This window comes from Serratia sp. NPDC078593, from assembly GCF_050268245.1.
GTDB lineage: Bacteria > Pseudomonadota > Gammaproteobacteria > Enterobacterales > Enterobacteriaceae > JBNNGK01.
In genome coordinates, this window is record NZ_JBNNGK010000003.1 from 1 (window position 1) to 24,959 (window position 24,959).

20 protein-coding genes, 2 tRNA genes and 1 pseudogene are annotated in these 24,959 nt (G+C 52.6%); 14 read left to right on the forward strand and 9 right to left on the reverse strand.

Annotated features, from left to right (window positions below):
• From ACQKDS_RS04125 to ACQKDS_RS04175, 11 genes are all read left to right on the forward strand, one after another.
• Positions 1-537: formylglycine-generating enzyme family protein (locus ACQKDS_RS04125; protein ID WP_427673872.1), on the forward strand; the 537-nt coding region annotated here is incomplete at its 5' end.
• A 217-nt stretch (positions 538-754) separates the two neighbouring features.
• On the forward strand, positions 755-1,009 hold the full coding sequence (locus ACQKDS_RS04130; protein ID WP_399667045.1) for a PAAR domain-containing protein: 255 nt from the start codon (positions 755-757) through the stop codon (positions 1,007-1,009).
• Positions 1,010-1,015: 6 nt separating this feature from the next.
• Positions 1,016-2,200, forward strand: coding sequence for a hypothetical protein (locus tag ACQKDS_RS04135; protein ID WP_399667042.1), 1,185 nt, complete (start codon positions 1,016-1,018; stop codon positions 2,198-2,200).
• A gap of 66 nt (positions 2,201-2,266) precedes the next feature.
• Positions 2,267-5,626, forward strand: coding sequence for an ImcF-related family protein (locus ACQKDS_RS04140; RefSeq protein WP_399667110.1), 3,360 nt, complete (start codon positions 2,267-2,269; stop codon positions 5,624-5,626).
• Between the two features lie 186 nt (positions 5,627-5,812).
• Entirely contained in the window at positions 5,813-6,502 is a 690-nt protein-coding gene (locus ACQKDS_RS04145; protein ID WP_399667039.1) for a DUF3592 domain-containing protein, read from the forward strand.
• Between the two features lie 201 nt (positions 6,503-6,703).
• Positions 6,704-8,296 carry a type VI secretion system protein TssA gene (gene tssA, locus ACQKDS_RS04150; RefSeq protein ID WP_399667036.1) on the forward strand — a complete coding sequence of 531 codons (1,593 nt, stop codon included), beginning with the start codon at positions 6,704-6,706 and terminating at the stop codon, positions 8,294-8,296.
• Positions 8,297-8,320: 24 nt separating this feature from the next.
• Positions 8,321-10,084, forward strand: a complete 1,764-nt coding sequence (tssF, locus tag ACQKDS_RS04155) for a type VI secretion system baseplate subunit TssF (RefSeq protein WP_399667033.1) — start codon at positions 8,321-8,323, stop codon at positions 10,082-10,084.
• A complete protein-coding gene (gene tssG, locus ACQKDS_RS04160; protein WP_399667030.1) occupies positions 10,039-11,139 on the forward strand; it encodes a type VI secretion system baseplate subunit TssG in 1,101 nt (366 codons plus the stop codon). The genes tssF and tssG overlap by 46 nt, the downstream gene beginning before the upstream one ends.
• On the forward strand, positions 11,120-11,656 hold the full coding sequence (gene tssJ, locus ACQKDS_RS04165) for a type VI secretion system lipoprotein TssJ (RefSeq protein ID WP_399667027.1): 537 nt from the start codon (positions 11,120-11,122) through the stop codon (positions 11,654-11,656). The genes tssG and tssJ overlap by 20 nt, the downstream gene beginning before the upstream one ends.
• 1 nt (position 11,657) lies before the next feature.
• Positions 11,658-12,101: a type VI secretion system baseplate subunit TssE gene (gene tssE / locus ACQKDS_RS04170; RefSeq protein WP_399667024.1), complete on the forward strand. Its 444-nt coding sequence runs from the start codon at positions 11,658-11,660 to the stop codon at positions 12,099-12,101.
• Positions 12,102-12,139: 38 nt separating this feature from the next.
• A complete protein-coding gene (locus tag ACQKDS_RS04175; protein ID WP_399667021.1) occupies positions 12,140-13,612 on the forward strand; it encodes a VasL domain-containing protein in 1,473 nt (490 codons plus the stop codon).
• A gap of 169 nt (positions 13,613-13,781) precedes the next feature.
• Here ACQKDS_RS04175 and ACQKDS_RS04180 read toward each other — a convergent pair whose 3' ends face one another.
• Positions 13,782-14,693, reverse strand: a complete 912-nt coding sequence (locus tag ACQKDS_RS04180; RefSeq protein ID WP_399667018.1) for an endonuclease/exonuclease/phosphatase family protein — start codon at positions 14,691-14,693, stop codon at positions 13,782-13,784.
• Between the two features lie 464 nt (positions 14,694-15,157).
• Between ACQKDS_RS04180 and ACQKDS_RS04185 the strand changes: the two genes are divergently transcribed.
• Together ACQKDS_RS04185 and ACQKDS_RS04190 are read left to right on the forward strand one after the other, a co-directional pair.
• Positions 15,158-15,233: transfer RNA gene (locus ACQKDS_RS04185), tRNA-Thr, on the forward strand.
• 227 nt (positions 15,234-15,460) lie between these two features.
• Positions 15,461-16,360, forward strand: coding sequence for a LysR family transcriptional regulator (locus tag ACQKDS_RS04190; RefSeq protein WP_399667015.1), 900 nt, complete (start codon positions 15,461-15,463; stop codon positions 16,358-16,360).
• Here ACQKDS_RS04190 and ACQKDS_RS04195 read toward each other — a convergent pair.
• The 6 genes and pseudogenes from ACQKDS_RS04195 to ACQKDS_RS04220 all read right to left on the reverse strand — a co-directional run bounded on the left by ACQKDS_RS04195 (position 16,335) and on the right by ACQKDS_RS04220 (position 21,309).
• Positions 16,335-17,141 (reverse strand): substrate-binding domain-containing protein, encoded by an 807-nt coding sequence (locus ACQKDS_RS04195; RefSeq protein ID WP_399667012.1) that lies wholly within the window; start codon positions 17,139-17,141, stop codon positions 16,335-16,337. The genes ACQKDS_RS04190 and ACQKDS_RS04195 overlap by 26 nt on opposite strands.
• Before the next feature lie 15 nt (positions 17,142-17,156).
• Positions 17,157-18,452, reverse strand: a complete 1,296-nt coding sequence (locus ACQKDS_RS04200) for an MFS transporter (protein ID WP_399667009.1) — start codon at positions 18,450-18,452, stop codon at positions 17,157-17,159.
• A 296-nt stretch (positions 18,453-18,748) separates the two neighbouring features.
• A pseudogene (locus tag ACQKDS_RS04205) lies at positions 18,749-18,916 on the reverse strand (IS3 family transposase); the annotation flags it as partial.
• 217 nt (positions 18,917-19,133) lie between these two features.
• Positions 19,134-19,210: transfer RNA gene (locus tag ACQKDS_RS04210), tRNA-Pro, on the reverse strand.
• 74 nt (positions 19,211-19,284) lie between these two features.
• Positions 19,285-21,072: an LPS biosynthesis-modulating metalloenzyme YejM gene (yejM, locus tag ACQKDS_RS04215; RefSeq protein ID WP_399667006.1), complete on the reverse strand. Its 1,788-nt coding sequence runs from the start codon at positions 21,070-21,072 to the stop codon at positions 19,285-19,287.
• A gap of 9 nt (positions 21,073-21,081) precedes the next feature.
• On the reverse strand, positions 21,082-21,309 hold the full coding sequence (locus tag ACQKDS_RS04220; RefSeq protein ID WP_399667003.1) for a YejL family protein: 228 nt from the start codon (positions 21,307-21,309) through the stop codon (positions 21,082-21,084).
• Between the two features lie 159 nt (positions 21,310-21,468).
• On the opposite strand from ACQKDS_RS04220, the gene yejK reads away from it, so the two are divergent.
• Positions 21,469-22,476, forward strand: coding sequence for a nucleoid-associated protein YejK (yejK, locus tag ACQKDS_RS04225; RefSeq protein WP_399667000.1), 1,008 nt, complete (start codon positions 21,469-21,471; stop codon positions 22,474-22,476).
• Positions 22,477-22,567: 91 nt separating this feature from the next.
• Here the strand turns inward: yejK and rplY are convergent, their stop codons facing one another.
• Positions 22,568-22,852 carry a 50S ribosomal protein L25 gene (gene rplY, locus ACQKDS_RS04230; RefSeq protein ID WP_399666997.1) on the reverse strand — a complete coding sequence of 95 codons (285 nt, stop codon included), beginning with the start codon at positions 22,850-22,852 and terminating at the stop codon, positions 22,568-22,570.
• Positions 22,853-23,025: 173 nt separating this feature from the next.
• A complete protein-coding gene (locus ACQKDS_RS04235; RefSeq protein WP_399666994.1) occupies positions 23,026-24,783 on the reverse strand; it encodes a DEAD/DEAH box helicase in 1,758 nt (585 codons plus the stop codon).
• Positions 24,784-24,959: the final 176 nt, after the last annotated feature.

A 24,959-nucleotide genomic window follows, 5' to 3' on the forward strand; every position in this document is an offset into this window, starting at 1 on the left:
GAGCAATACTGCGCCTGGCTGGGCAAGGTGAGCGGCCTGCCGTTTGCTTTGCCGACCGAAGCGCAGTGGGAGTATGCCGCCCGCAGCCGGGGGCAATTTTTTATTGTGGCCACCAACAGCGGCGTGCTAGAAATGGACGGTATCCAACGTGGCATTAATATCTCCGGCTCGTTGGATCGTGAAGAGTTTGCCCGAAAAATGGGGTTAACTAGCGGGATTTGGACCACATTACCCGGGGACAGCTATCCGCCTAACCCGCTGGGTATTTATGATATGGCAGGCAATGGGTATGAGTGGGTCAAGGACTGGTATGATCCGGACTATTACCAACACTCTCCTGCTGTTGACCCTCAGGGGCCGGAAAAACCCGTATATAAAGATCATGAGGGTAAATACACTAAAGTGTTGCGTGGAGCGGAAACCTCAGGTCCCTTTAAAGGCCTGACCATTGCCCGTTTTAAGCGTAGTCGGGATACTAGAGCTACCTTTGTCACCACGGTTCGTTGTGTGGTTAACAGTCCGCAGCCGGTGAAGTAATGCCTCTGGCGATATAAGGAGACATGATGAAACAAGGATATGTTTTGTTGCTGGCCTGCGATAATCCCTTGTGAAGTCATCATGGTTAGCTCAAAGAGCAATATAAAGAGTTATTTCGCTATTGTGAAAATATTTTAAATATATCTATATAACACTCTGCAATATAGATGATTGCAAGTGTATTCCTAGATAATTACGTTTAATTCAAGGTGAGTAAATGTTTGGAGTTATTCGTGTCGGTGATACAACCACGCATGGAGGTACTGTCTTGGAAGGCAGTTCTGGTGTTCAATTTATGGGTAAAAATGTTTCCTGTGTTGGGGATAAAGTATCGTGTCCACATCACGGTGAAACGTATATTTGTGAAGGGGATGAGGGCGCTAAAATTAACGGAAAACCGATTGCCCTTCATGGGCATCGATGTGGTTGTGGCTGCACACTGATTACCTCTTTATCGAATGCGGGACGATGATAATTTATGCCTGTTGAGTTAAATAAAATACCAGCCAAAGAGCCGTCCCCGAAAGCGCCTAACAAAATAACGTGGTTTATAGTGACCATTTTTATCGCTGTGGTTTGGATTATCTGTACATTATTTTTTTGGCCTAACAGCATATCGACTAACACTGCCTGGTTTTGGTTTTGCATTATTGCTGTGCCTTTCCTTGTGGGGGGCGGCTGCTATGCTTGCCGGTTACATTTTTTCGAAAATGAGCGCGACAGAATTGCTTGGTGGAATCATCTGCATCAGGAACAATACGATCGGCAGGTCCTTCATGGGCAGCGTGCGGTCGCTATTTTGGGAAAAGCATATATTACACCGGGCGCATGTAACAAGCTGGCTTCTGTTTTGGTGCAAGGTAATTGCATGTTGCAGTCTTATTTTTCCCCACATCGCCAAGCTACGGTGACCAGTGCGCGGCTTGCTGCTGGTTCTGATATTTTCACGTTTGAAAAATATCGGCAGCGCTTGGCGCATTATGTGGAGAATATTATTAAAATGCTGAAGCCAGAATTAGATAATATTGATGAGCCACTATCTATTCGTCTTCGGCATGATGGTTCGCTGGAAGATGAGCAAATCCTTTCTGTTTGGCAACAAATTTTTCCATCAACCTATTCAGTTGCGGCAATAAACCTATTTGTACAAGATGATGGTTTGATGTGGCTGGATACTTGGCTGGATAGCAATGACGTCAACGTTATGCTTTCCGTTGAGATTAACTTATTTCTTGACGATCGAGATAACCAGTCAGAATCCGTTTCAGCGCTGCTCTTGGCTTCCCCTGAATGGCAGGAAAACCACACTGCAACTGTTATTGCCAACGTTCACCGACCGGTTATGGATGAAGGCCAGTCAAATACCGTTGAAGACACTGCGCTTTGGGGAAGACTCACCCGTGGAGAGGCTTTCACGCTTTGGCGGGTGCAGTTAAAAGACAAGGCAATGGGCGAAATTCTTCAGAAAATGGAACGTAGCGGTTATTTACCTGGATTACAGAACGACTACTTACTGGATGATTTGTTTGGCAAGCCAGGGGCTGCCGTGGGGAATATTGCCTTAATATGCGCCAGCGAGCATGCCCAAACAACTGGCGAGGCTCAGTGGGGGGTTATTCAGGATGTAACGCCCCATCAGTTTATTGTCCGTTCGGTATCATGATGCAGAGGGAATAAAAACGTGGTTAAAAAGAAGCGACTTAGCACATGGATAATCGTTGCCGTCGTTATGCTACTGGGAGCAGGACTTATCTGGATAGATAATCCGTTTTTGCAGCTTTCATCAAAAGAAAAAAAACTGACGGCATCATTGATTGTTATTTCTGTATGTCTGGCCATTATGCTTTTTGATGATTTGTTTGTTCGCCTATGGCAGTGGCTGATTTCATTGAGTTTTATTCAAAAATTTAGATTGCAGACGGGGAACGAGCCAAAAGGTGCGGTAACGACCCAGGTACGAAATGAAAAAACAGCCTTGGTTAAAAATATTCATCAGGCAATGCGCCATCTCTATGGCCGCGGTTGGCCCCGCAAAGTCCGCATTCTGCTGGTGACCGGTACGCCCGGAGAGGTGGAACAACTCACCCCCGGGTTGACGTCGCAATACTGGCAGGAAGACCGGGGTACCTTGCTACTGTGGGGCGGCGATCTGCATACTCCGGCCGATACTCCGTGGCTGACGGCGCTGCGAAAACTGCGCTACCGCCCGGCAGACGGCATGGTCTGGGTGACCTCGGCATTTGACCGCCTGCCCGCGCCGGATCTGCCACCGCCGTCATCCGTCCCTACCGATAGCACTATGGATAGCGTTGCCCATGCCATTAGCAGCCGTAATGAGGCGTTAGGCTGGCAACTGCCGCTGTATGTCTGGTCGCTGCATCCGCGTGCGGGCAAACCCGCCGGGCGTATCACGCAGGCGACGGGCTGTTTGTTGCCGGCGGGGTGTAACGCGAAGGTATTGACGGTCCAGCTTGGGGCGCTCTCGCAGGAACTGACGACCCAAGGTATTCAGCAGATTTGTGCTGCACCGCAACACAGTTTTTTGCTGGCGCTGGCCGATCAACTGGTACGTGAGCCGCAGAGCATAGCCGATCCGTTGGCGGTGATGCTGAATCCGTATCGGCCGTTGCGGTTGGCTGGGGTGGTGTTCAGCCAGGTGTCTGCTGGCGCAGAACGTCAAGTGCAACACCACTGGGGCTGGGATAAACGTTGGGATGTGTTGCCGGCGGCGCTCCGCGAGCTTCCAGACAGCCTGCGCCCACGTAAGCCGGGTGTTAACAGGCGGCGAGTGATGGCCGCCACGCTGGCGCTGCTCATGGTGCTGTGGGGCGCTTGGATGGTGGTCTCGTTTTTCAGCAACCGCAGTATGATTCGCCACGCGCAAGGGCAGGTGGCGCAGCTATCGCAGCAGGCAGCATCGCAGTCTGAACGCTTGCAGGCGTTGGCCGGGTTGCAGAAAACCTTAGAGCGTCTGCAATACCGCGCCGGGCACGGTTTGCCGTGGTATACCCGCGCCGGGCTCAACCGTAACGATGCGCTGTTGGCGGCCCTTTGGCCGCGTTACAACCACAGCGCCCAGCCGTTATTACGTGATGCGGCAGCCGCGCATCTGCGGCAACAGCTTGATGCCTTCATTGCGTTGCCGCCGGAAAACCCGCAGCGCGAACGGATGGCGAAAGCCACCTATGATCGGCTCAAACTCTACCTGATGCTGACACGCCCTGAACGGATGGACGCGGATTGGTTCAGCCGCACGTTATTGGCTGATTGGCCGCAGCGGCAAGGGCTAAAGGACGGTGTCTGGCAGGGCATGGCGGCATCAATGCTGGCCTTTTATGGCACCAGTCTGGGCACCCATCCGCAATGGCGGTTGCCAGCGGATGAAAACAGGGTCAGTCAGGCGCGGGCGTTGCTGGTCCGGCTGATGGGGATGCGTAACAGCGAATCCAGCCTGTATCAGAAAATGCTCTCAGAGGTGGCGAACCAGTATGCGGATATGCGACTGGAAGACATGACCGGTGATACCGAGGCATCGCGCCTGTTTACCACCGCAGAGGTGGTGCCGGGGATGTTCACCCGTCAGGCCTGGACACAGGCGGTGCAACTGGCGATTGAAAAGGTGGTTAAAGCACGGCGTGACGAGCTGGATTGGGTGCTGACGGACAGTCAACAGTCGGCTCAGCAGGAAAGTACGCCGGAAGCGCTACAGCAGCGCTTGACCGAACGCTATTTTGCCGATTTTGGCGGTGCTTGGCTGGCGTTCCTCAACAGCATACGGTTGCAGCAGGCGATAACGCTGTCGGACGCCATAGATCAGTTAACGCTGATCGCCGATGTTCGCCAGTCTCCGCTGGTGGCGCTGATGAATACCCTGAATGTGCAGGGGCGCACCGGGCAGACCGGTGAGGCGCTCTCTGACTCGCTGGTAAAATCAGCGAAGAATCTGCTGGGCAGGGAGAATAAAGGCAACCTCGACCAACACGCTGGCGCTCAGGGCCCGTTAGATGCGACCTTTGGCCCAGTAATGGCGCTGATGGATAAAAACAACGCTGGCGCGCAGGCGCAGAGCTTACAGACCTATCTGACCCGGGTGACGCAGGTCCGTCTGCGGCTGCAGCAGGTGACCAACGCGCCCGATCCACAGGCGATGGCGCAGGCACTGGCGCAAACCGTGTTTCAGGGTAAAGCGGTGGATCTGACCGAAACCCGTGACTATGGCAGCCTGATCGCGGCGGGGTTAGGCCAGGAATGGAGCGGGTTTGGCAATACGGTGTTTGTCCAGCCGATGGAGCAAGCCTGGCAACAGGTGCTGATGCCGGCGGCAGACAGCCTGAATGCCCAGTGGCAGCAAGCGGTGGTCAGTGATTGGAACCGCGCCTTTAGCGGCCGCTATCCGTTCAATAACAGCCGCAGCGATGTGTCGTTGCCGTTACTGGCGAAATATCTGAATGCGGATTCAGGGCGTATTGCGCAGTTCCTTCATACGCGTCTGAAAGGGGTGTTGCATCGCGAGGGTAGCCGTTGGGTGCCAGACAGCATTAATTCGCAGGGGCTGACCTTCAACCCGGCATTTTTACAAGCGATGAATAGCCTGAGCCATATTTCTGATGTGGTGTTCACCAACGGGGAAGCCGGCTTGCACTTTGAACTGCGGCCTGGCACGGCAACGGGGGTGATGCAGACCAATATGATTATCGATCGTCAGAAGCTGACCTACGTCAACCAGTTGCCGCAATGGAAACGCTTCGCCTGGCCGGCAGATACCGAAGCGCCGGGCGCGACCTTAAGCTGGGTAAGCGTGCAGGCGGGCACCCGTCAATATGCGGATTTGCCCGGCGTTTGGGGTTGGGTGCGTCTGCTGGATAAAGCCGCAGTCAGCGCCTATCCGGGGGTGAGCAGCAGTTATCAGCTGCGCTGGCAGGCGCAGGACGGGCGCTATCTTAACTACACGCTGCGAACCGAAGCGGGCGAAGGGCCGCTGGCGTTGCTTAAACTGCGCAATTTCCGTTTGCCAAAAACGATCTTCAGTGTTGATACGTCGCAGGTGCAAACCACTGCGCAACCTAATCACACTGACGGGAACGAGTGATGCCGTTGCGGCCTTCTCTGCGCAGTGCACATTAGGTTGGTGGCCAGGGGGGAGTACGGGATGGACGGAGGGGGCAGCGAGCGGCCATCGTGGTTGTCGTTCGAGGAAGATATTTTTGCCGAATCGGTGCACTGAATGGCGGTTAGATTGTTATTTAAACAAAAATGGACGTGAATCGAGGGTAAAATGAAAAAAGTCTTTGGGATTATGGCGGTTATTGGGCTAGTGCTGTTATGTCTTGCCGGTTATTTAGCTTACACAACGTATAGTTTTCAGCAAAATGCCTTGCATGCCGAAGGGGAAGTAACGGATCTGCGTTATAGCCGCAGTGATAGCTCATCGTCACCGGTTTGGTATCCAGAAATCACCTTCGTGGACGAGGCCGGGAAAACGGTCATTTTTGAGTCCTCAGTGGGGAGTTCTTCTTACCGTAATAGTCTTGGTAAAACCGTAGAGGTTATCTATCGTCAGGGCGAGGCGGCTCAAGCCCGGATTAATGATGCCACGGGGCTTTATTTTGCCCCGGCTTTCAGCGGCATCTTTGGCATTGTCCTGCTGCTGATTGGCGCGGTTGGCTACGGGCTGTTAAACAAAGGCCATAAGCACCATCGGTTGATACATACGGGGAAACCAGTAACGGCAAAAATTGTGGGCGTTGAGATCAACGAAGCCATTGAGTTCAATGGCCGTTCGCCGTGGCGGATTGTTTGCCAGTGGTTGGATCCCAGTTCCAATCAGGTCTATTTGTTTAATAGCGCGAATTTTTATTATGACCCGTCACCGTATATCAATGATGAAACTATCACGGTTTATGTGGCCCAGGATAATTTTAAAAAATATTACGTTGATGTATCGAGTTTCCCGAAGAAAGCCTAGCGCATAAAATAAGCGTGCCGATTATTTGGAAAATTGGCCAAGGATGGCTATTGAGCGCTAAATGAGGGCGCGAGAAACTCATCAGAATTATATGATCTATTTGAATGACTTTTTAATTTATAACGATCAATTAATTTTTATCTTTATATAAAGAAGTATTCGTAGAGCGGGAATAAGAATGAAAACCAAGGAGAATGACTGATGGCGTCACTGCATTCGCTGCTCAATGCCTATCAGGCAGAACAGGACGCGTTGTTACAGCAAACCCGTGAGCGGATTGCACTCTGGGATAGCTGGTTACAGCCGGTGCCGGGAGAGGCGGCAGCGGGGGACGATCCCGGCTACGACGATGATTTTCAGCAGATGCGTGAGGAGGTGAACAAACTTTCCGGTGCCGATACGGAACTGGTTTGTACGCTGGCTGAAAAACTGCTCACCACGACGACAAAAGACATCCGTGTGGCCTCCTATTACTGCTGGGCAAAGCTACATCGCGAAGGTGAGCGCGGGCTGGCCGACGGCATGGAACTGTTGGCCGGGCTGATTGCGCGTTTTGGCGCCCAGCTTCATCCGCGGCGCGAACGCAGCCGCAAAGCGGCGCTCGAATGGTTAGCGGGTTCACGTATGACAGACAGCCTTTCACTGTATCCCGAAGTGATCAGGCAAGAGGCGTTGCGTACCGTGGGGGCGTTACTGCTGATGGCGCAATTCACTGACGCCGAGCCGGACGACACGCGGCCACAGTTGAGTGGCCTTTACAGCGTGTTGGAGTCACGTCTGCTCAGCGCTGGGGGGATGGATGCGGTGGTTCCCCAGATGACCACCGATAATGCGTTAGCCGCTGACAGCCCGTCTTTGCAGCCGGTGCTGAGCACGATTACCTCCGGTCGGGATTTGATCGACCAAGGGCGGTTGCTGTCTGGTTATCTGCGCGATCAACCGGGTGGTTGGCTGGCCGCTCATCATCTGATGAAAAGCCTGCGTCATGACACGCTTCAGGCACTGCCGGCGCTGGCTGCCGATGGCCGCACGCGTATTGAACCGCCGAAGCCGGACCAGCGTGCGCTACTGAAACGTTTGTATCTCCAGCAGAGTTGGAGCGAAATGCTGGAACAATCAGACAGCCTGTTCTCGCGTGCTGCCAATCACCTGTGGTTAGATTTACAGTGGTATACCCATCAGGCGTTGTTGAAATCGGGGCAGGAGGCGCTGGCCGAGATTGTGGCGGCCGATCTGAAAGGGTTACTCACCCGCCTTACCGGGCTGGAAACCCTGGCTTTTAACGACGGTACGCCGTTTGCCGATGAGGTCACCCTGAACTGGATACAGCAAAACGTCCTGGATACGGTCGGCAGTTGGGGCGGTGAGGCGGTAACCGTGTCAGATAGCGTGGCGGATGACGACATCTTGCAGTTGGAGCCGGAAGCGGTCGCGCTTGCCGACAGCGACGGCACCGAAGCCGCGCTGAACTGGTTGCAGAATCGCCCCGGGATCACCACCGCACGTCAGAAATGGCTGTTGCGCCTGCTGATGGCGCGGGTGGCCGAGCAGTACGGCAAGAATGAGTTGGCGGTGCATTTGCTGTGCGAGTTGGATGCGCGCGCCAGCGGCGTCACGCTGGCACAGTGGGAACCGGGTTTGCTGTTTGAAGTACGGGCACGCCACCTTAAGCTGTTACGGATGAAAGCCGGGCGTAGCGAGGCAGATAAAGCCCGCCTTGGTCCCGCTATGGAGCAGCTTCTCGCCGGGTTGATCGCTATCGATCCGGCGCGTGCGGCGGTGCTGTGCGGGTAAAACTCAACGGAAAAATAAAAAACAATGGACGATTTAACCCTGCGCTATTTTGACGCGGAAATGCGCTATCTGCGTGAAGCGGCAAAAGAGTTTGCTCAGACCCACCCCGACCGGGCGGCGATGCTTGACTTGGACAAGGCGGGCACGCCCGACCCGTATGTAGAACGCCTGTTCGAAGGCTTTGCCTTCTCCATGGGGCGGCTGCGCGAGAAAATTGATGACGACCTGCCGGAACTGACCGAAGGGCTGGTCAGTATGCTGTGGCCGCACTATTTGCGGACCATTCCGTCGCTATCGGTGGTGGCGCTTACGCCTGAATTACCCGCCATGAAAATGGCAGAGTCGGTACCGGCAGGTTTGGAAGTGTACTCCCAACCGGTGGGGCCAAAAAATACCGTCTGCCGTTACCGTACTACCTGCGACATGACGCTCAATCCGCTTAGCGTGTCCGCCGTCACCATGACGACCGAACAGGATGGGCGCTCGCTGTTGCGTATTCGTTTTGCCTGTAGTCAGCAAGCGGATTGGGCGCAGGCTAATCTCCGCCGATTAAGTCTTTACCTTGCCGCCGAAGCCCCGATCAGTAGCCTGTTGCATCTGATGCTGACCAAACGTCAGGCGGCGATGTACCTGCGTCTTCCTGAACAGCTTGAACGCATCCGGCTCGACGGCTACTTCTCGCCGGGGGGATTTAGTGAAGAGGATGGCCTGTGGCCTAAGGGCGAAGCGGCGTTTGCCGGGTATCAGTTGCTGCTGGAGTATTTCACCTTTCGCGAAAAATTTATGTTTGTTCAGCTCAATGGGCTGGACGACATTACGCTGCCGTCAGGCGTGGCCTATTTTGATATCGAGGTGGTGCTCAAACAATCTTGGCCTGCGGATTTACCGCTCACCGACGACGACATCCGTCTGCACTGTGTACCGGTGATCAATCTGTTCACGCTGGAAGCCGATCCGCTCACCATTACGGGGCTTGAGAGTGAATATCTGTTGCGGCCGAAACGGCTACAGGACGGCCATACTGAGATCTACTCCGTCGATGCCGTGATGGGTTCTGGCCGCACCGGGCAGGCCGAATATGTGCCGTTCAGCAGTTTTCGTCACAAAGGCGGCATGATGCGCCGCCATGCGCCGCCACGCTACTACCACACGCGGGTGAAGCGCGGCGTCACCGGGTTACACGATACCTGGCTGATACTGGGCGGGCACCAGTGGGAAGACGATCGTCACATTGCCCGGGAAACGGTGTCGTTACGTATTACCGGCACCAATGGTCAGCTACCGCGCCGGGCGCTGCAAAGCACGCTGTTAGACCGGTGTGAGCAGGTGGTACAGACCCCGGTCACCGTCAGAAATCTGTGCAAGCCGACGCTGCCGGTTTATCCCCCGGCAGAAGATCGTTTTCACTGGCGGGTGCTCAGCCATTTGGGCTCGGGTTTTCTTAATATGATGAGCAGTGCAGAAGTGCTGCGCGGTACGCTGGCGCTCTATAACTGGCAAGAAGACGAAATGAACACCCGCCGTCTGGAGGCGATCCAGCGGGTGGCGCACCATCGAATTCAGCGCTTTGAAGCGGGTTTTTTGCTACGCGGGTTGGATATTGAGGTCACACTCGATAGCAACGGCTTTACCGGGGAAGGGGATATCCATCTGTTTGGCGAACTGCTGAACCGATTTTTTGCCCTGTATACCGATATGAACCAGTTTAACCAGCTTACGTTGATTGTTCAGCCAGAAGGAAAATGCATACGGTGGAAAGAGAATCATTATCCGCGCCTGCCCGGCTGATGGCACAGTTGGGTAAACGGCTGCCGTACACCCACTTTTATCGCTTCTGCCAGTTGCTTGAGCAGAGCCAGCCGGATAAACCGGTGATCGGCAGTAGCTGGCAGGTTCGCCACGAACCGGTTCGTTTTCGCCCGCATCCGGGAATGGGGTTTCCGGCCGCGGAAATGAAAGGCCTAGAAGATGCACAACACCCCCATCTGCCGCCAACCGTCAGAGTCACCTTTATGGGACTGTACGGCGTGGAGTCGCCGCTGCCGACGCATTATATCGATGATATTACCCAGCGGCGGGAAGGCTATGAGGCGACGGCGGATTTCCTCGATATTTTCAACCATCGATTAATTGCTCAGTATTATCGGATTTGGCGAAAATATTCTTATCCCGCCACCTTTGCCGCCGGTGGAAAGGATAAAACCTCGCAATATTTGCTGGGGCTGGCGGGGTTGGGCATTGACGGCTGTGCGGAAAATATTGCTACACCGGCCTCACGTTTCTTGGCGTTGCTGCCGGTGATGTTATTGCCGGGGCGCACGGCGGAAGGGATGGCATCACTGGTGCGCCTGTTGGCACCGGATACACAGGTGAGCATCTGGCAGCACGATCGGCGGCGCATCGCGCTGAAAAAACCGCTGACCATCAGCGTAGGCCAGCCGGTCAGTCTGGCAGGGCGACCGGTGATGGGGGCTTATGCGACCGACGTCAACAGCCAAGTGCTGATGCGGCTTACCCCCGCCCATGCGCAAGACGTTAAGGGGTGGCTACCCGGCGGTGAGTTGCATACTGATCTGATGGCGCTGCTGCATGTTTATTTGGGGGCTCGCCTGGATGTGCGTCTGCAATTGTGCGTGGATCGTGCGTTGTTGCCGGATGCACGCATGACCAGTGCGGCAGACGCTGGCTGTGCTCAACTGGGGCGCACGGCGGTGATGAAACCGCTGGTCACGGGCAATCAACAGGCTAAAAAAACGATTGTCATTAATTTGGGCCGCTACGAGCGTGTTCAGGAAAATATCGACAGAAGGGAGGCGGATGAGGATGGCGATTATGCGTGGTAATACGGCACGGTGGGTGCTGCTCGCGGGGGGCTTATCGCTGCTGGTGGGGTGTGGGCTCACGCAAAAAGTGACAGATGGCACGGTTGCCGTGACCAAATCCATTTTTTATAAACAGGTGAAGACGTTACATCTGGATATCCGTGCGCGTGAGGCAGTGAACAGCAACGACAAAGGTGAGGCGCTTTCGACCGTGGTGCGGATTTACCAACTGAAAGAGCGCAAAACCTTTGATGATACCGATTATCCTTCGCTGTTTGCCGATGACGGCCAGGCGATTAAGGCCGTGCGGCTGGCGGAGAAAGATATTCGTCTGCAACCGGGCGGCGCCGTGACGGTGGATATGCCGATGGAGGCGGATGCCCAGTTCGTCGCGGTGGCAGCGATGTTCATGTCGCCGGATCAGGTTAATGATACTTGGCGAGTGGTGCTTTCCCGTGATGAGCTTGAGCCGGATCGGGCGAGAGTTATTGAGGCCGGTAACAACCGCCTGACACTACAACCGATAAAAGGTGACTGAAATGCCGCGTCCTTCCCTTTATGACATGCTGTACGGCAACTTTGCCGGCGGGCTCAATCTGCATCAAGTCAGCGAAGAAAATCAGGTTATTTTGTCGGTACTGGATAATATGCAGCGCATCCTTAACTGCCGGGCGGGCACCTTGGCGCATTTGCCGGATTATGGATTGCCAGATATGACCAAAATTTTGCAGGGGATGCCCGGCACGGCTCACCAGTTAATGAGCACGTTTTCCAATGTATTGTTGAAATATGAACCGCGACTAAAAAAAATCAATGTGGTGATGCTAGAGCAAAGTATTCCCGGTGAGCTGCGCTACGCCATCGACGCCGAGTTGAAAGGCGTGGGGCTGGTGCGTTACGGCACTGAGTTTATGCCAGAGGGCAAAGTCTTGCTGCGGCATCTTAAACAACGGCAGTTTATTGATAATCAGCCCGTTTATTAAGGCTTCCCTGCGATTAAAAACTGATGGAATAGTCTCTTGTGAATAATGCTAAACACCTTCGCGTCGGCAGCGATCCGCGTACGCTGCCGGATTATGCTGCGTTGCGCGATGAAATGATGAAACTGTCGCATCCGGCTCGGCCTGATGTGGATTGGAAATATGCCGAGACGCTGTGCCTGCGGTTGTTCGAACATAACGGCGTCGAGCTACAAACGGCGGCATGGTACACCTTGGTGCACAGCCATACCGCTGGGCTAACGGGCATGAACGAAGGGCTGGCGCTCACTGACGTGCTGTTAGCGCGTCATTGGTCGGTAATGTGGCCCGTCAACACCCATGCGCGGGTTGAAATCATTACCGGGCTGATTCAGCGGCTGCTAAAAGTGTTTCGCACGCTGGCCTTGAATCACCGTGATGATCTACCGTTGCTGTATCAGAGCGAACATTGTCTGATGGATTTACTGGCGACGCTGGCTCGCCACGAAATCAAGCAGATAAGTCGCATGGATGTACTTTTACAACAGGTTCGACAGGCGATTACGCGATTAGAGAATGGCCTACATGCCGAGCATGCTGAACCGGCGGTGGTACTGCCGCCACAGGCGCTTGTCTTGCCAGAAACGGTGAAAATCTCGCTGCCAGAAACGGTCGCTTACGCTGCACCGACGATAGCGGTGCAGCAACCCAACCCGCAGCCGAAGTCTACACCAAAAGCGTTAGCTAACCTCGCAGCGAAACAGACCGTCAGCCCGCAACCTGCGTCCGCCTCTGGTTCAGAAAGGTTGGAACCTGAGCCCGAATCGGTGAGGGAGCAGCAGACCGCGGCGCCGCGGCGCGTGATGACCTTTATTGCTGGGATGTGCACTGCATTATTGATGAGCGCATTGGCGTTTTGGGGTTGGCATCAGCTGTATTTTTCGTCACCGCAGAGTGTGGCTCTTGCGCCGTTACCGGAGGCCTTATCAGCGGAGCAACTTTCTGCCGTTCGCCAATCGTTAACCGTCGAGCAAGCGGATAACTGGCTTGAACAGAGCGAAGCGCAACTTAAGTGGTTGATGGCGCAGCCCCCTGGCTGGTCACTGCAATATGGTCAGACGCTGTTATCACAAGCGCACACGCTGTGGCCGGATAGGCCGATTATCGCAGAAATGCAACATGAATGGCGGCAACATCTTGAGGCAAATGCGTTACCCGCGCAGGCGCTCAACGGCTGGCATGACGGGATGGAGAAACTGCAACAGTTAGCCGACAGGCTAAATGGCCTGGATGAAAAGCGAGGCAAATACATGACCGTCAGCGAGCTGAAATCAGAGGTGTTCGCCACCATGCAGGCGTTTAACCACAACCCACCGGTCGAGGAACAATTGCGTCAATTAACGGCGATTCGTACGGCCAATATGCCGGCTGCGGCGTTGCAGGCACAGGCTGAGTTACATCTGAAACAATTGCTGTCCCACTACGCTTTGCTTACGCAAGCTGAACTGACGCCTTTGAGTGATAAAACTCACTGATAAACATGCAGGCAGACCGTTGACGAGGAACAGGTTGAATCGCCCCAGGAAGACTGTTTGGCGTGTTTCGGCCCATGTTGATCATAGAAATATAAACGATTAGATACCCCATAGCCCCGGCATATTCAGTCGAGGGCTAAGGGTTGCTATCGCTTGGTGCCGCGGTGGATTATTTATTTTTGAGGATCATCTGTACCGGGTAATGATCGGAGTATTGGTCGGTGAAGGCGTCTTTCAGCACCTTAACGTCAACAATATCGTTCTTCAGTATCGGTGAGACATAGATATAGTCGTAGCGCAGCGGTGTTTTTGCCTGATCGTAGAAAATCTTGGTGGGTGCGGTAGCCACAAACGTATTGGGATATTTTTGTTTTAATACGTCGATAAAACCGCGTGACAATATGTTTTGCTGCACGCGGTAGTCGAGCTTCCCGTCGACCAAATTTTTAAGGATAGGGCGCTTGGCTTCTTTTTCTTTTAAGTCATTGGCGAGTTCCACCTCGTTGTAGCCGGGCTTATCAAGCGGGGACAAGGAGTTAAGATCGCCAGCAATAATCCACTTACCGTTCGGATCGCTGTGGTACTTAATCGAATCCAGAATCAGATCCATTTCATCGATGCGTTTACTCGTCCAGAAAGGATTCATGTGCGTGACGACAAAATGATAATTCCCGACGTCAGCGAACAGCGCGCCATGCCAAAGGTTATCCACCACTTTGTGAACATTGACGATCGGATACTTGGAGGTGATGGCCGTTGGGAAAAACTCATCATCCCCGGGGGTTTTGGGTTCTTTTAGCAACACGGCGTAGCGATGGCCATAACTTTCAGCAAATTTCTCAAGTGACGCCCGGGTGAAATGGTTCATCTCCTGCCAGGCGATGATGTCGGCGTCCTGCTCTTTTGCCCACGCGATAAATTTTTGTTTGCCGTCGGTTTTGTCTGATTTCATCCCCCAATAGGCGTTATAACTGATAATTTTCAACGTATCCTTTTGCTCGAGCGGCACTAAAGGTGAGGCATAAAGGCCGCTGCTGCTGATACCCAGCGCTACTATAATAGTCGTCAATAGTCGGTTCACAAAACTCTCCTTGTTGTTATCAATGTCTGCAATATTGTCATTAACTTGTTATTTTTAAAGATTAAAATAAATTTTGGTAGCGAAGGGGATAATACACGGGTGTGGGATTATGGTTTTGTGATGCCGGTGGCAGTCTTGGTTTAACAGGAAAATTGCTTGGGTGAATCGCCTGACAAAACAGGGAATGTTAAACGCATTGTGCCGGCATTGGTCACGCCTGATGAAACACACCGTATTGGGCTGTCGCGCACCGCTAACTAAAACATCAGCCGTCACTTGGCAGCGTTCATTTCAGCCATTTTGATGTTTTTTAGCGCAGAGAAACTGGTTTTGGTGGGGAAATAACCTTGAGCGCACCTTTTTTAAACACTTGAACCAACAATCTGTTGATTACGCTTGATCGCCAGCGCCGCGCTGTATTATATTGCGCCCCAAGGAAACGAGTTCACTTTCCAATAGATTTCGCCGGCTTAGCTCAGTAGGTAGAGCAACTGACTTGTAATCAGTAGGTCACCAGTTCGACTCCGGTAGCCGGCACCAATTTAAAAAGCCACCTCTTATGAGGTGGCTTTTTGCTTTGCAGCATCATATTCACATTTTATTCGTTCGTACCCGCCTCAACAAACAACATCGCCACGTCAGCGCTGGAACCCATCCCGATGATTTTTATGGCATCAAATGACGCTGTTTAACTGCGTTAACCGTGCTGGGTGGGCTATCATCTCTTTTTCAAGCCATTACTGCTTATTAAAGGATTGTCTATCGTCATGCCCGTTAATTTTGATCTCAACGATCTTTATGCCTTCCGCGCTTTGGTTGAATACGGTAATTTTAGGCTGGCTGCGGAGTCCATATGCCTTTCACCATCAGCATTGAGCCGCAGGATCGAAAAGCTGGAATCAGCACTTGGCATCAAGTTGTTCGACAGAACCACCCGGCGGGTTACGCTGACGCTTTATGGGCAGACCTTTGCCGAACGTTCAGATCAGCTACTGATAAATGTTGAGTTGGTATTAGCGGATATCAATAAGGTTAGCCAGACTCGAATGGGGTTGGTCACGGTTGCGACGGTGCCTTCGGCTGCCTATTATTTTATGCCTGATGTCATTCGTCGCTTCCAGGCTCGCTATCCGCGCGTTCGCGTTAAACTTATTGATAGCAGTGCAGGTAATGTCATCGAGGCGGTTACGAGTGGGCAGGCTGATTTCGGCATTTGTTTTTCGAGCAACTTGCAGCCTAATATCGAATTTCTTCCTTTAATTGCAGATGGTTACGTAGCCGCTTGCAGACGAGATCACCCCATTACCAGTAAAAAAAGCCTGACCTGGCGCGAATTTTATCAGCAGGACTACGTCATGCTGGATAAGACTTCAGGAAACCGCAATCTGCTCGATCAGATGTTGGAACATATCACGCCTGAACGCCCTAGTGTTTGCGAAACTCGCCATGTAACGACTTTGCTGGGCATGGTTGAAGCAGGCATCGGCATCGCTGCCGTGCCCGCTATGTCAATGCCATCCTCAGATCATGGCGTGCTAACTCATTTGCCGTTAACCGATCCGGTTGTCAAGCGCACAGTTGGCCTGATCAAACGCAGTGGCCGTATTCAGTCCCATATTGCCGCCGAGTTAGAAAAGTTGATTACTGAGCAGTATCACTCTCCTTAGCAGGCTGCTCAGCTTTTACGGATCTCATCCCGGTGGCTCGAATGGTTTTTTGAACCTGTGCGGAAGACAGGAAATCCAGCAGTGCTTTACCTTGCTGACGGTGTTCTGCTGTAGCCGTGATCGCGCCGGCAAAGCGAGTAATGTATTGCACATCCTCTGGCAGTTCGCCAATAAAGGTCACCCCAGAAACGGGAAGCAGTTCACTGACTTGCTGAAATCCCAGTTCATATTTTCCTTTTGCCACTTCTGCAGCCACTGGAATACGCTCAACCTTATACGCTTTCTCTTGTAACTCCGCTTCAAGCCCCATCTTTTTGAACAGTTGGCCGCTGATATAGCGTCCGCTGGCACTGTCAGAGTAGGCAATAGATTTAACATGAAGCAGAGTATTACGTAGGTCTGCCGTTTTCTCGATCTTGGGTATAGGGGCTCCCCGTTTGACCACCATGCCAATTGGCGAGTCGGCCAGTTCCACCCGTGAACCCGGTTGGATCCAGTTATCATTTTGCAGATGGGTCAGTGCATCTCCCACCATGATCACGACGTCTGCCTTTTCACCCCGCGCCAGGCGTGCAGGGATCGCCTGCGGCGTTTTACCCATCGAAGGGCCAGAGATCAGAATGAGGTTGTCACCACTTTTTGCTTCGAATTGTGGGGCCAGTTTTTCCAGTGCGGCTTTAAAGCCACCTGAAATCATGACGGTAATGTCTTTTGCCTGTACACCCATGCTGACAGAGGAAAGCACCAGCGTGATAAGGAGTGAGTGAGAGAACTTTTGCATGATGTAATCCCTGATTTAACGTGCAGTTTGGAGTGATAACGTGCTGCGGCGGTAGAGATAGAGCGTTGCCAGTAATGCGCACAAGGCGGCAAAACACATCCAATACCCTGGTGACGCTTTATCGCCGGTATATTCAATAAGTGCGGTAGAAATAACCGGTGTGAAGCCGCCAAAGACTGCAGTTGCCAGACTGTAGGCCAGCGAGAAACCAGCAACCCGAACTTCGGTAGGCATGATTTCTGTTAACGCCGGGATCATGGCACCGTTATAGAGGCCGTAAATGAAGGACAGCCACAACAGTACGGTCAGCATCATGGAAAAGCTGGGGGCTTCAGCAAGCATGGTAAGCGCGGGATAAGCAGTGAGTAGCGCCAACAGTGCCATGGTAATCAGCACCGGCTTACGACCAAAACGGTCTGCCAGGGCACCACCTATTGGTAGCCAGAGGAAGTTAGAGATGGCTACCAGCAAGGTCACTAACAAACTGTCAGATGCGCTTAACATCAACACCTTTTTACCAAAGGTTGGTGCATACACCGTGATCAGATAAAACGCAGTGGTCGTCATGGCAACCATTAGCATGCCGGCGATAACCACCTTCCAGTTTGTTAACAGAGTTTTAAACACGTCTCGCATGGCCAGATGGGTGCGGCGGGCGTTGAACGCCTGTGTTTCTTCGAGTTTGCGGCGAAGGAAAAAGATAAAAGGCACAATCAGGCAGCCGAACAAGAAAGGGATACGCCAGCCCCATTCACGAATCGCGCTTTCTTCCATGACCGCATTCAGCGCGAAACCCATCGCTGCCGCCACCATAATAGCCACCTGCTGGCTGCCAGATTGCCAACTGGTATAAAAGCCTTTGCGACCCGGGGTGGCTATCTCGGCCAGATAAACGGACACGCCCCCGAGCTCAGCTCCGGCTGAGAAACCTTGTAATAAACGGCCCCCCAGCACCAGCAGCGGAGCCCAAATGCCGATGGTCTGATAGGATGGAATCAGTACAATCAGGAAGGTTCCTGCGGCCATAATCGACAAGGTAACAATCAGTCCTTTGCGTCTCCCTACTTTATCAATATAGGCTCCCAACACGATGGCGCCGATAGGGCGCATCAGAAACCCAGCGCCAAATACAGCGAAGGTCATCATCAACGAGGCGAATTCACTGCTGGCCGGAAAAAAGGTATGTGCGATGTAGGTGGCATAAAAGCCGAACAGAAAAAAATCGAACTGCTCCAAAAAATTGCCAGAAGTAACACGCAGTATCGCGCCAATTTTTGTCCGATTCGCCATAGGTACGTTAGGTGAATTCATCACTATCTCCAGTTTGCTAATTAACGTTTTTGCTGCGTCAGTTTCTGAAGACTGGAACAAGAAAATAAAGTAAATAAGCGCAATAAACTGATGAACTGATGCGTTTGATGCATCAATTGGCATTAACAATTATGCAAAACAAGCTGTAACGGCTTATTAACAAGCTTGGTGTGTGTAACCGTTCACATAAGCCACTAAAAATGTCATTCACATTTTGTGACCAGCTTCATGTAAGTGGGAATGGTTGCACCATGCAAATACGGATAGATAATGCTCAACTCAAACCGGACACTGATTTAGGCCGATTGCTGTAGTCGTCGTTGATATGCATCCGGCGATGTGTTCCCTAGACGGTAATGCCGTCGTTTCAGATGATCAAACCTGTCGAGATAATCGATCACGTCGCTAATATTCTGACTTCGGGTTTCATAATGACGATCGTAAACCCTTCCCATTTTCAGGCTGCGGAATACGTTGCTTGGCGAGCATCAGCCAATAGGACTGAGTGACAGGTGAGTGAGAGAACGGAGTTTTTGATGTTTCCCGTTAGTCGTCATGGCGAGATATGAAGGGTGGGGTAATCACAAACGCATGCGCATTGGGTTGTTACACATGTTCAGTGTTGTGCATAAAGTAAAGGGGCTAACCTTTCGATTAACCCCTTGACCTATCTGGAATGTTTGGTCGGCATGAGAGGATTCGAACCTCCGACCCCCGACACCCCATGACGGTGCGCTACCAAGCTGCGCTACATGCCGACGCGTTTTACCAGTCTACCTTTTCCGGCGATTAATGCAAGATGAGCCGATTCGATTGCTTTAGTTTTAAGCAGTTAGTTCGCGATAAAGCGTTTTACATCGGTTAGCACCTGCAACAGCAGGCCAAGCTGGGGTTTCTCATCTTTTATTTCATTATCGTTCTTATCATAGGCACGATAAGTGCCTTTATTATCCAGCACGATCGTTTGTGTTGGTGTGGTAATCACCAAAAGATCGCTATTGCCGGTGGCAACCCAATTATTGCGACGTTGTGCGGTAAACAGGTCTTCGCCTTGCGAATAGTCATTGGCTGCCGTCCTTACGTGCAACAGGCGTTGCATTAACGTACGCATCACATCATTGTGGCTGGTTAGCTTGTTAATGGTTTGCGCCGGTGTACCCGGCCAATGGATCACCAATGGTACTTGCAATTGCGCGGAGCTAAAGCTGCTACCTGAACCCCAACGGCCTTTCCCGGTATCGTCAAATTCAACGCCGTGTTCGGCAGTGATCACGACGACGGTGTTTTCCAGCATCCCGCGTTGTTTTAGCGTGGCGAGCACCTTGGCTATTTGTTTATCCACGTCCTGTGCGCCGCTTCGGTAACGCTGGATAAAATCAGCAGGGACTGGCTGCGTGGTTTCTGCCGTTTCCGGTGTGTGATTGCCACGCAGATTGATATAGGAAAACCACGGCATATTATGGCCTTGGTCAGCCAACCAGTGTTGCCATTGCTGCGTGGTGGCCGCATCGCTTTGAATCTGCGCGGGCGGCAGGGTGAAATCACTCAATAACGCTTGGCGATAGAGCGGCGCGTTAAAGCCATCGGAAGAGAAAAGACCGAACTGATAACCTTGCGCACCCAGCGCTTTGATAAGCGCAGACGATTTCCGTGATGCGAGCACCCCGTCCAGATAGGTTGGTGGGATGCCGTAAAACAGGCCAAATAAACTGGTATCGGCGTGGTTACCCGCGCTGTAATGATTGCTAAAACGCACATTTTCCTGAGCGAAGCGGGTGAGGGCAGGCATGTCTTGCGCCATATCCTGGCTGCGGACGCCATCCACCACGATCATCAGCAAATTATAACCGCTGCCTTTATCACGGTAACTGAGATCGCTCAGTGGATACTCTACCGCGGCGGCGGCTGGGTTGCCCTGCTGCATCAAGCGGCGCTCATATTCTTGTGGATCGAGCAGGCCGTGTTTTTCCAAGAATTTACGCGCAGTCATTGGATAGGAGAGCGGCAGGTTAGCGCGCTGCATGGTAATTGGGCGATAGAAGTTGGCATCAGCCCAGATGTAAATCAGGTGCGAGGCGAAGAATGACACCATAAACAGTGCCGCAAGCGGCTTGCCGAAGCTGCGCCGGTTCAGGCTGCGCAATTTTTGCCAACTCCAGGTGGCGAACAGCATCTCCACCAAGAACAGTACCGGCACACTGATAAACATCAGTTGCCAATCGCGCGCCAGCTCACTTTGATCAGGGTTGACCACCAGCTCCCAAACCACCGGATTCAGGTGGAGGTGGAAGCGGGTAAACACTTCGCTGTCGACTAATAATAGCGTTAGTGCGGCGGTGGCCAGCGCGGCAGAAATAAAACGCAATAGCCGTTGCGACATCACCACAAAGGTGAGGGGGAAAATAATCAGTAAATAGCCAGCAAAGACGAGGAAACTGAAATGCCCTAACAGGCTGACCAGCGCATATACGCGCCCCAGCAGCGAGGCAGGCCAGTCGGCGACAAACAGATAGCGGCTGCCCAACCCGAGGCTAAGCAGGATGTTGAACAAGGCGAACCAATGCCCCCAGCTGATCATCTGGGAGACTTTTTCACGATAACGCTGTCGGTTTGTCACCATAAATAAGAATTAATGCGCTTTGTCTTCACGGATAGAAGCCTGGAGGGCTTCAGCAAACGATCTGGCCAACGTCTGCCGCTGTGCAGGCGATACGCTGGTATTGATCAAATTGGTTACCATGTTGCCCAATACCATCAAAGAAAGATCGGTGGGAGTATGGTGTTTTTCCAGTACGTTGACCAGCTCAGAGAGCAGTTGTTCAACATGTTCGTCACTGTAACGGGATGATTGTGGCATAAAGTTGAGCTCAAAACCTGACAAAGTCCCCTATCTTACCGTATAGGGCCGTGATTTTCCGCTCTAATTTTTTGCTGCCTGCGAATGATGCCTATCTTTCAATTGCAGCTCGTGTGCTTCGGTGTTTGAATACGCGCTCAAAGAACAGGAGGATTTATCATGAGTCTGGATATTGACCAGATCGCACTGCACCAGTTGGTAAAACGCGACGAACAAACGCTGGATGTGGTGTTGCGCGACTCCCTGCTTCCTACCAATGCGGCGGTGGAAGAGATGATGGCGGAGCTGCATCGCGTTTACAGCGCCAAAAGCAAAGCTTACGGCCTGTTCAATGAAGAGAGCGAACTGGCACAGGCGCTGAAAACCTGTCGCAAGGGTGATGAAGATTTTCTGGCATTCAGCCGTGCGGCCACCGGCCGTCTGCGTGATGAGCTGGCTAAATATCCGTTTGCCGAGAGTGGCGTTGTGTTGTTCGGGCAGTATCGCTATTTGGCGGTGGAGTACTTGCTGATTGCGGTCTTAAATAGCTGCAACAGCATGCGTGTCAATGAAGAGTTGGACATTAGCACCACGCATTATCTGGATATTAATCATGCGGATATTGTTGCGCGTGTCGATCTGACCGAATGGGAAACCAATCCCGAATCCACCCGTTACTTGACCTTCCTCAAAGGGCGTGTGGGCCGTAAGGTTTCGGATTTCTTTATGGATTTCCTGGCTGCGGCCGAAGGGCTGGATACCAAAGCGCAAAACCGGGGTTTGCTCCAGGCGGTGGACGATTACTGTGCGGATGCGCAACTGGATAAAAACGAGCGTCAGAGCGTGCGTCAGCAGGTGTACAGCTACTGTAATGAGCAGTTGCAGGCGGGAGAGGAGATCGAACTCCAAGCGTTGTCGGCAGAAATCGCGCCCGCCGGGGATAAAGATTTCCTACAGTTCTCTAGCGAGCAGGGTTATGAGCTGGAAGACAGCTTCCCGGCCGATCGCAGTACGTTGCGTCAGTTGACCAAGTTTTCTGGTAGCGGCGGCGGCATAAGCCTCAATTTTGATGCGATGCTGTTAGGGGAGCGTATTTTTTGGGATGCGGCAACGGATACCTTGACCATCAAGGGCACACCACCGAATCTGCGTGACCAGTTACAGCGCCGGCTGAACGGTGGCAAATAGCGTTGTTGGATCGCAGATAATAAAAAACGCCGCATTTGCGGCGTTTTTTACTTCGGCGTCCCGAAATACTAAAGCTCGATACGTTGTGCGATTAAACGCGAACGAAGTCGATGTGGGTCAATTTAGGCTTGAAAGCGTGACGCTGTACAGCCTGAATTTTCACTTTAGTTTCTTTGCCGTCGATAACCAGAACGATAGCATCATCGTAGAAATCTGGTTTGATTTCCATGTTCTTCACAGAATCATGGTCTAATTCGATAGCGATTGCAGCTTCTTTGCCACCATAGATGATAGCTGGGAATTTGTTTGCTGCACGCAGGCGGCGGCTCGCACCCTTACCCTGCTCTTTACGTACTTCTGCATTAATAGTGTACATTGCGTTTTCTCTTAAAAGAAAATTTACTCTGCTACAGGCGACCCAGTAACAGATTCGATATATCCGTGATACTTGCGTTTATCCGGGGCGAACCCAAGTAAAGCGCGCGGCATTTTAACGGAAAGCCGCAAGCGGAGCAACGAAAACCTACCCGTTTGGCGGGGCGATGGCGGTCAACGTAATTCGTTGGCGCGGCGAAAGCGCCCCTGATAATCAAAAATTTTTTCACGTATCTGCCAAAACTGGCCGCGCTTGCGTGCGACGACAAAATCCGGGTGGCGCAACAAGGTTTGCTGCTTAAGAATATCGGCGGCCTGTTGCCAGTGAAAGGGAACGCCAGGTGCGCGCTGATGTGGGCGCAGGAACAGCATCTCAAACGCTTTACGCTGTGCCGGCGTCTGTAGGCGGAAACGTTCGCTGGTGCAGGTGCCGTCTTCATCGTAGTAGGTGGCTTTCAGCCATTCGCCTTTGTCATCACGACCGCTGTCCAGCGTCATTCCGCCGCAGCGCAGCACCAGCGCGTCTTTTAGTTTCAGCGCGGCTTTCAGCATATCATCGGGATCGACCAGGATTTCCTGACACTGATGGCAGCGGCGGGCGGCGATGTCATTTTCTGCCCCACAGTGTGGGCAACTTTTAAAGCGGAAGCGATAATCACATTGTTCGCGGTTGCCGTCGTCGTCTTCTAACCAACCCTGACAGCGGCGGCCGTAATGCTCGATAATGTCGCCACTTTCGGTACATTTCCCCCAGAATAAGTTAGCGAAACCGCAGCCGGGGCAGAACACCTGAACCGGTTGGCTATCGCCGTGCGGCTTGCGTTTGCCCACTTCCGGGGTGAATAGGTCATGTGGGTTACCTGCGTAATCGAGGATCAGGCAATCTTGCTTTTCCGGCGCCAGGCGCAGCCCGCGCCCAACGATTTGCTGGTACAGACTGACCGATTCGGTTGGCCGCAAAATTGCAATGAGATCGACATGTGGCGCGTCAAAACCGGTGGTCAGCACCGCCACATTGACCAGATAACGTAATTGTTGCTGCTTAAATGCGCTAATCAGCGCATCACGTTCTGCTGGCGGCGTCTCCGCGCTGACCAACGCCGCTTCGCCTAATGGCAGCAAACGGTGGATTTCGCGCGCATGTTCAACGGTAGAGGCAAAAATCATCACCCCTTTGCGCGTTTGGGCATATTCCACAATCTGACTGATGATGTGCGGTGTGATGCGATTTTGCTGTTTCAATTCACGGTTTAAGTCGGCTTCGCTGAATAAACCGTGACTGTTGGCCTGCAATCGGCTGAAATCATACTGAACGATCGGCATATCGAGCCGCTCAGGTGGTACCAGATAGCCGTTTTTGATCATGTAACGCAGCGGCAACTCGTAGATGCAGTCGCGGAATAGGCTGCTGGCATCACCCCGGACGAAACCATGATAGTGAAACTGATAGATCCAGCCTTTACCCAAGCGATAAGGCGTTGCGGTTAGCCCGAGCAGGCGCAGTTGCGAGTTACTTTTTTGCAAATGTTGAATAATTTGCTGATATTGGCTGTCATCGTCATCACTAATGCGGTGGCATTCATCAATAATCAACAGCGAAAACGCACCGTCAAACAGCGGCAGGTTACGTGCAACCGATTGAACGCTGCCGAACACCACTTTGCCGGTACTGTGCTTTTGTTGCAAACCGGCGGCGAAAATATCCGCTTCCAAGCCGTAGGCACAATACTTGGCGTGGTTTTGGGCGACCAGTTCTTTGACATGCGCTAACACCAGCACTCGCCCACGGGCACGTTTTGCCAGCTCGGCGATCACCAAACTTTTTCCCGCGCCGGTTGGCAGTACAATCAGGGCCGGTTCCGGGTGCTGACGGAAATGTTTGATGGTGGCGTCGACCGCCTCCAATTGATAGGGGCGTAGGGTAAATGCCATGTGCTAACGTCTCTGGCCGTAAAAATTTTGCCTATATTACCGTTTGCCCGCCAGGGTTGCGACCCGCTGCCACCTTGTCTTACTTGAGCAGCGGCGTGTCTTTCTTCACGGGCTGGCTTATGTATCCTCGCGGCAGCGTTAAACCGATCGGTCATGCTGATGCAACGTAACGGCTT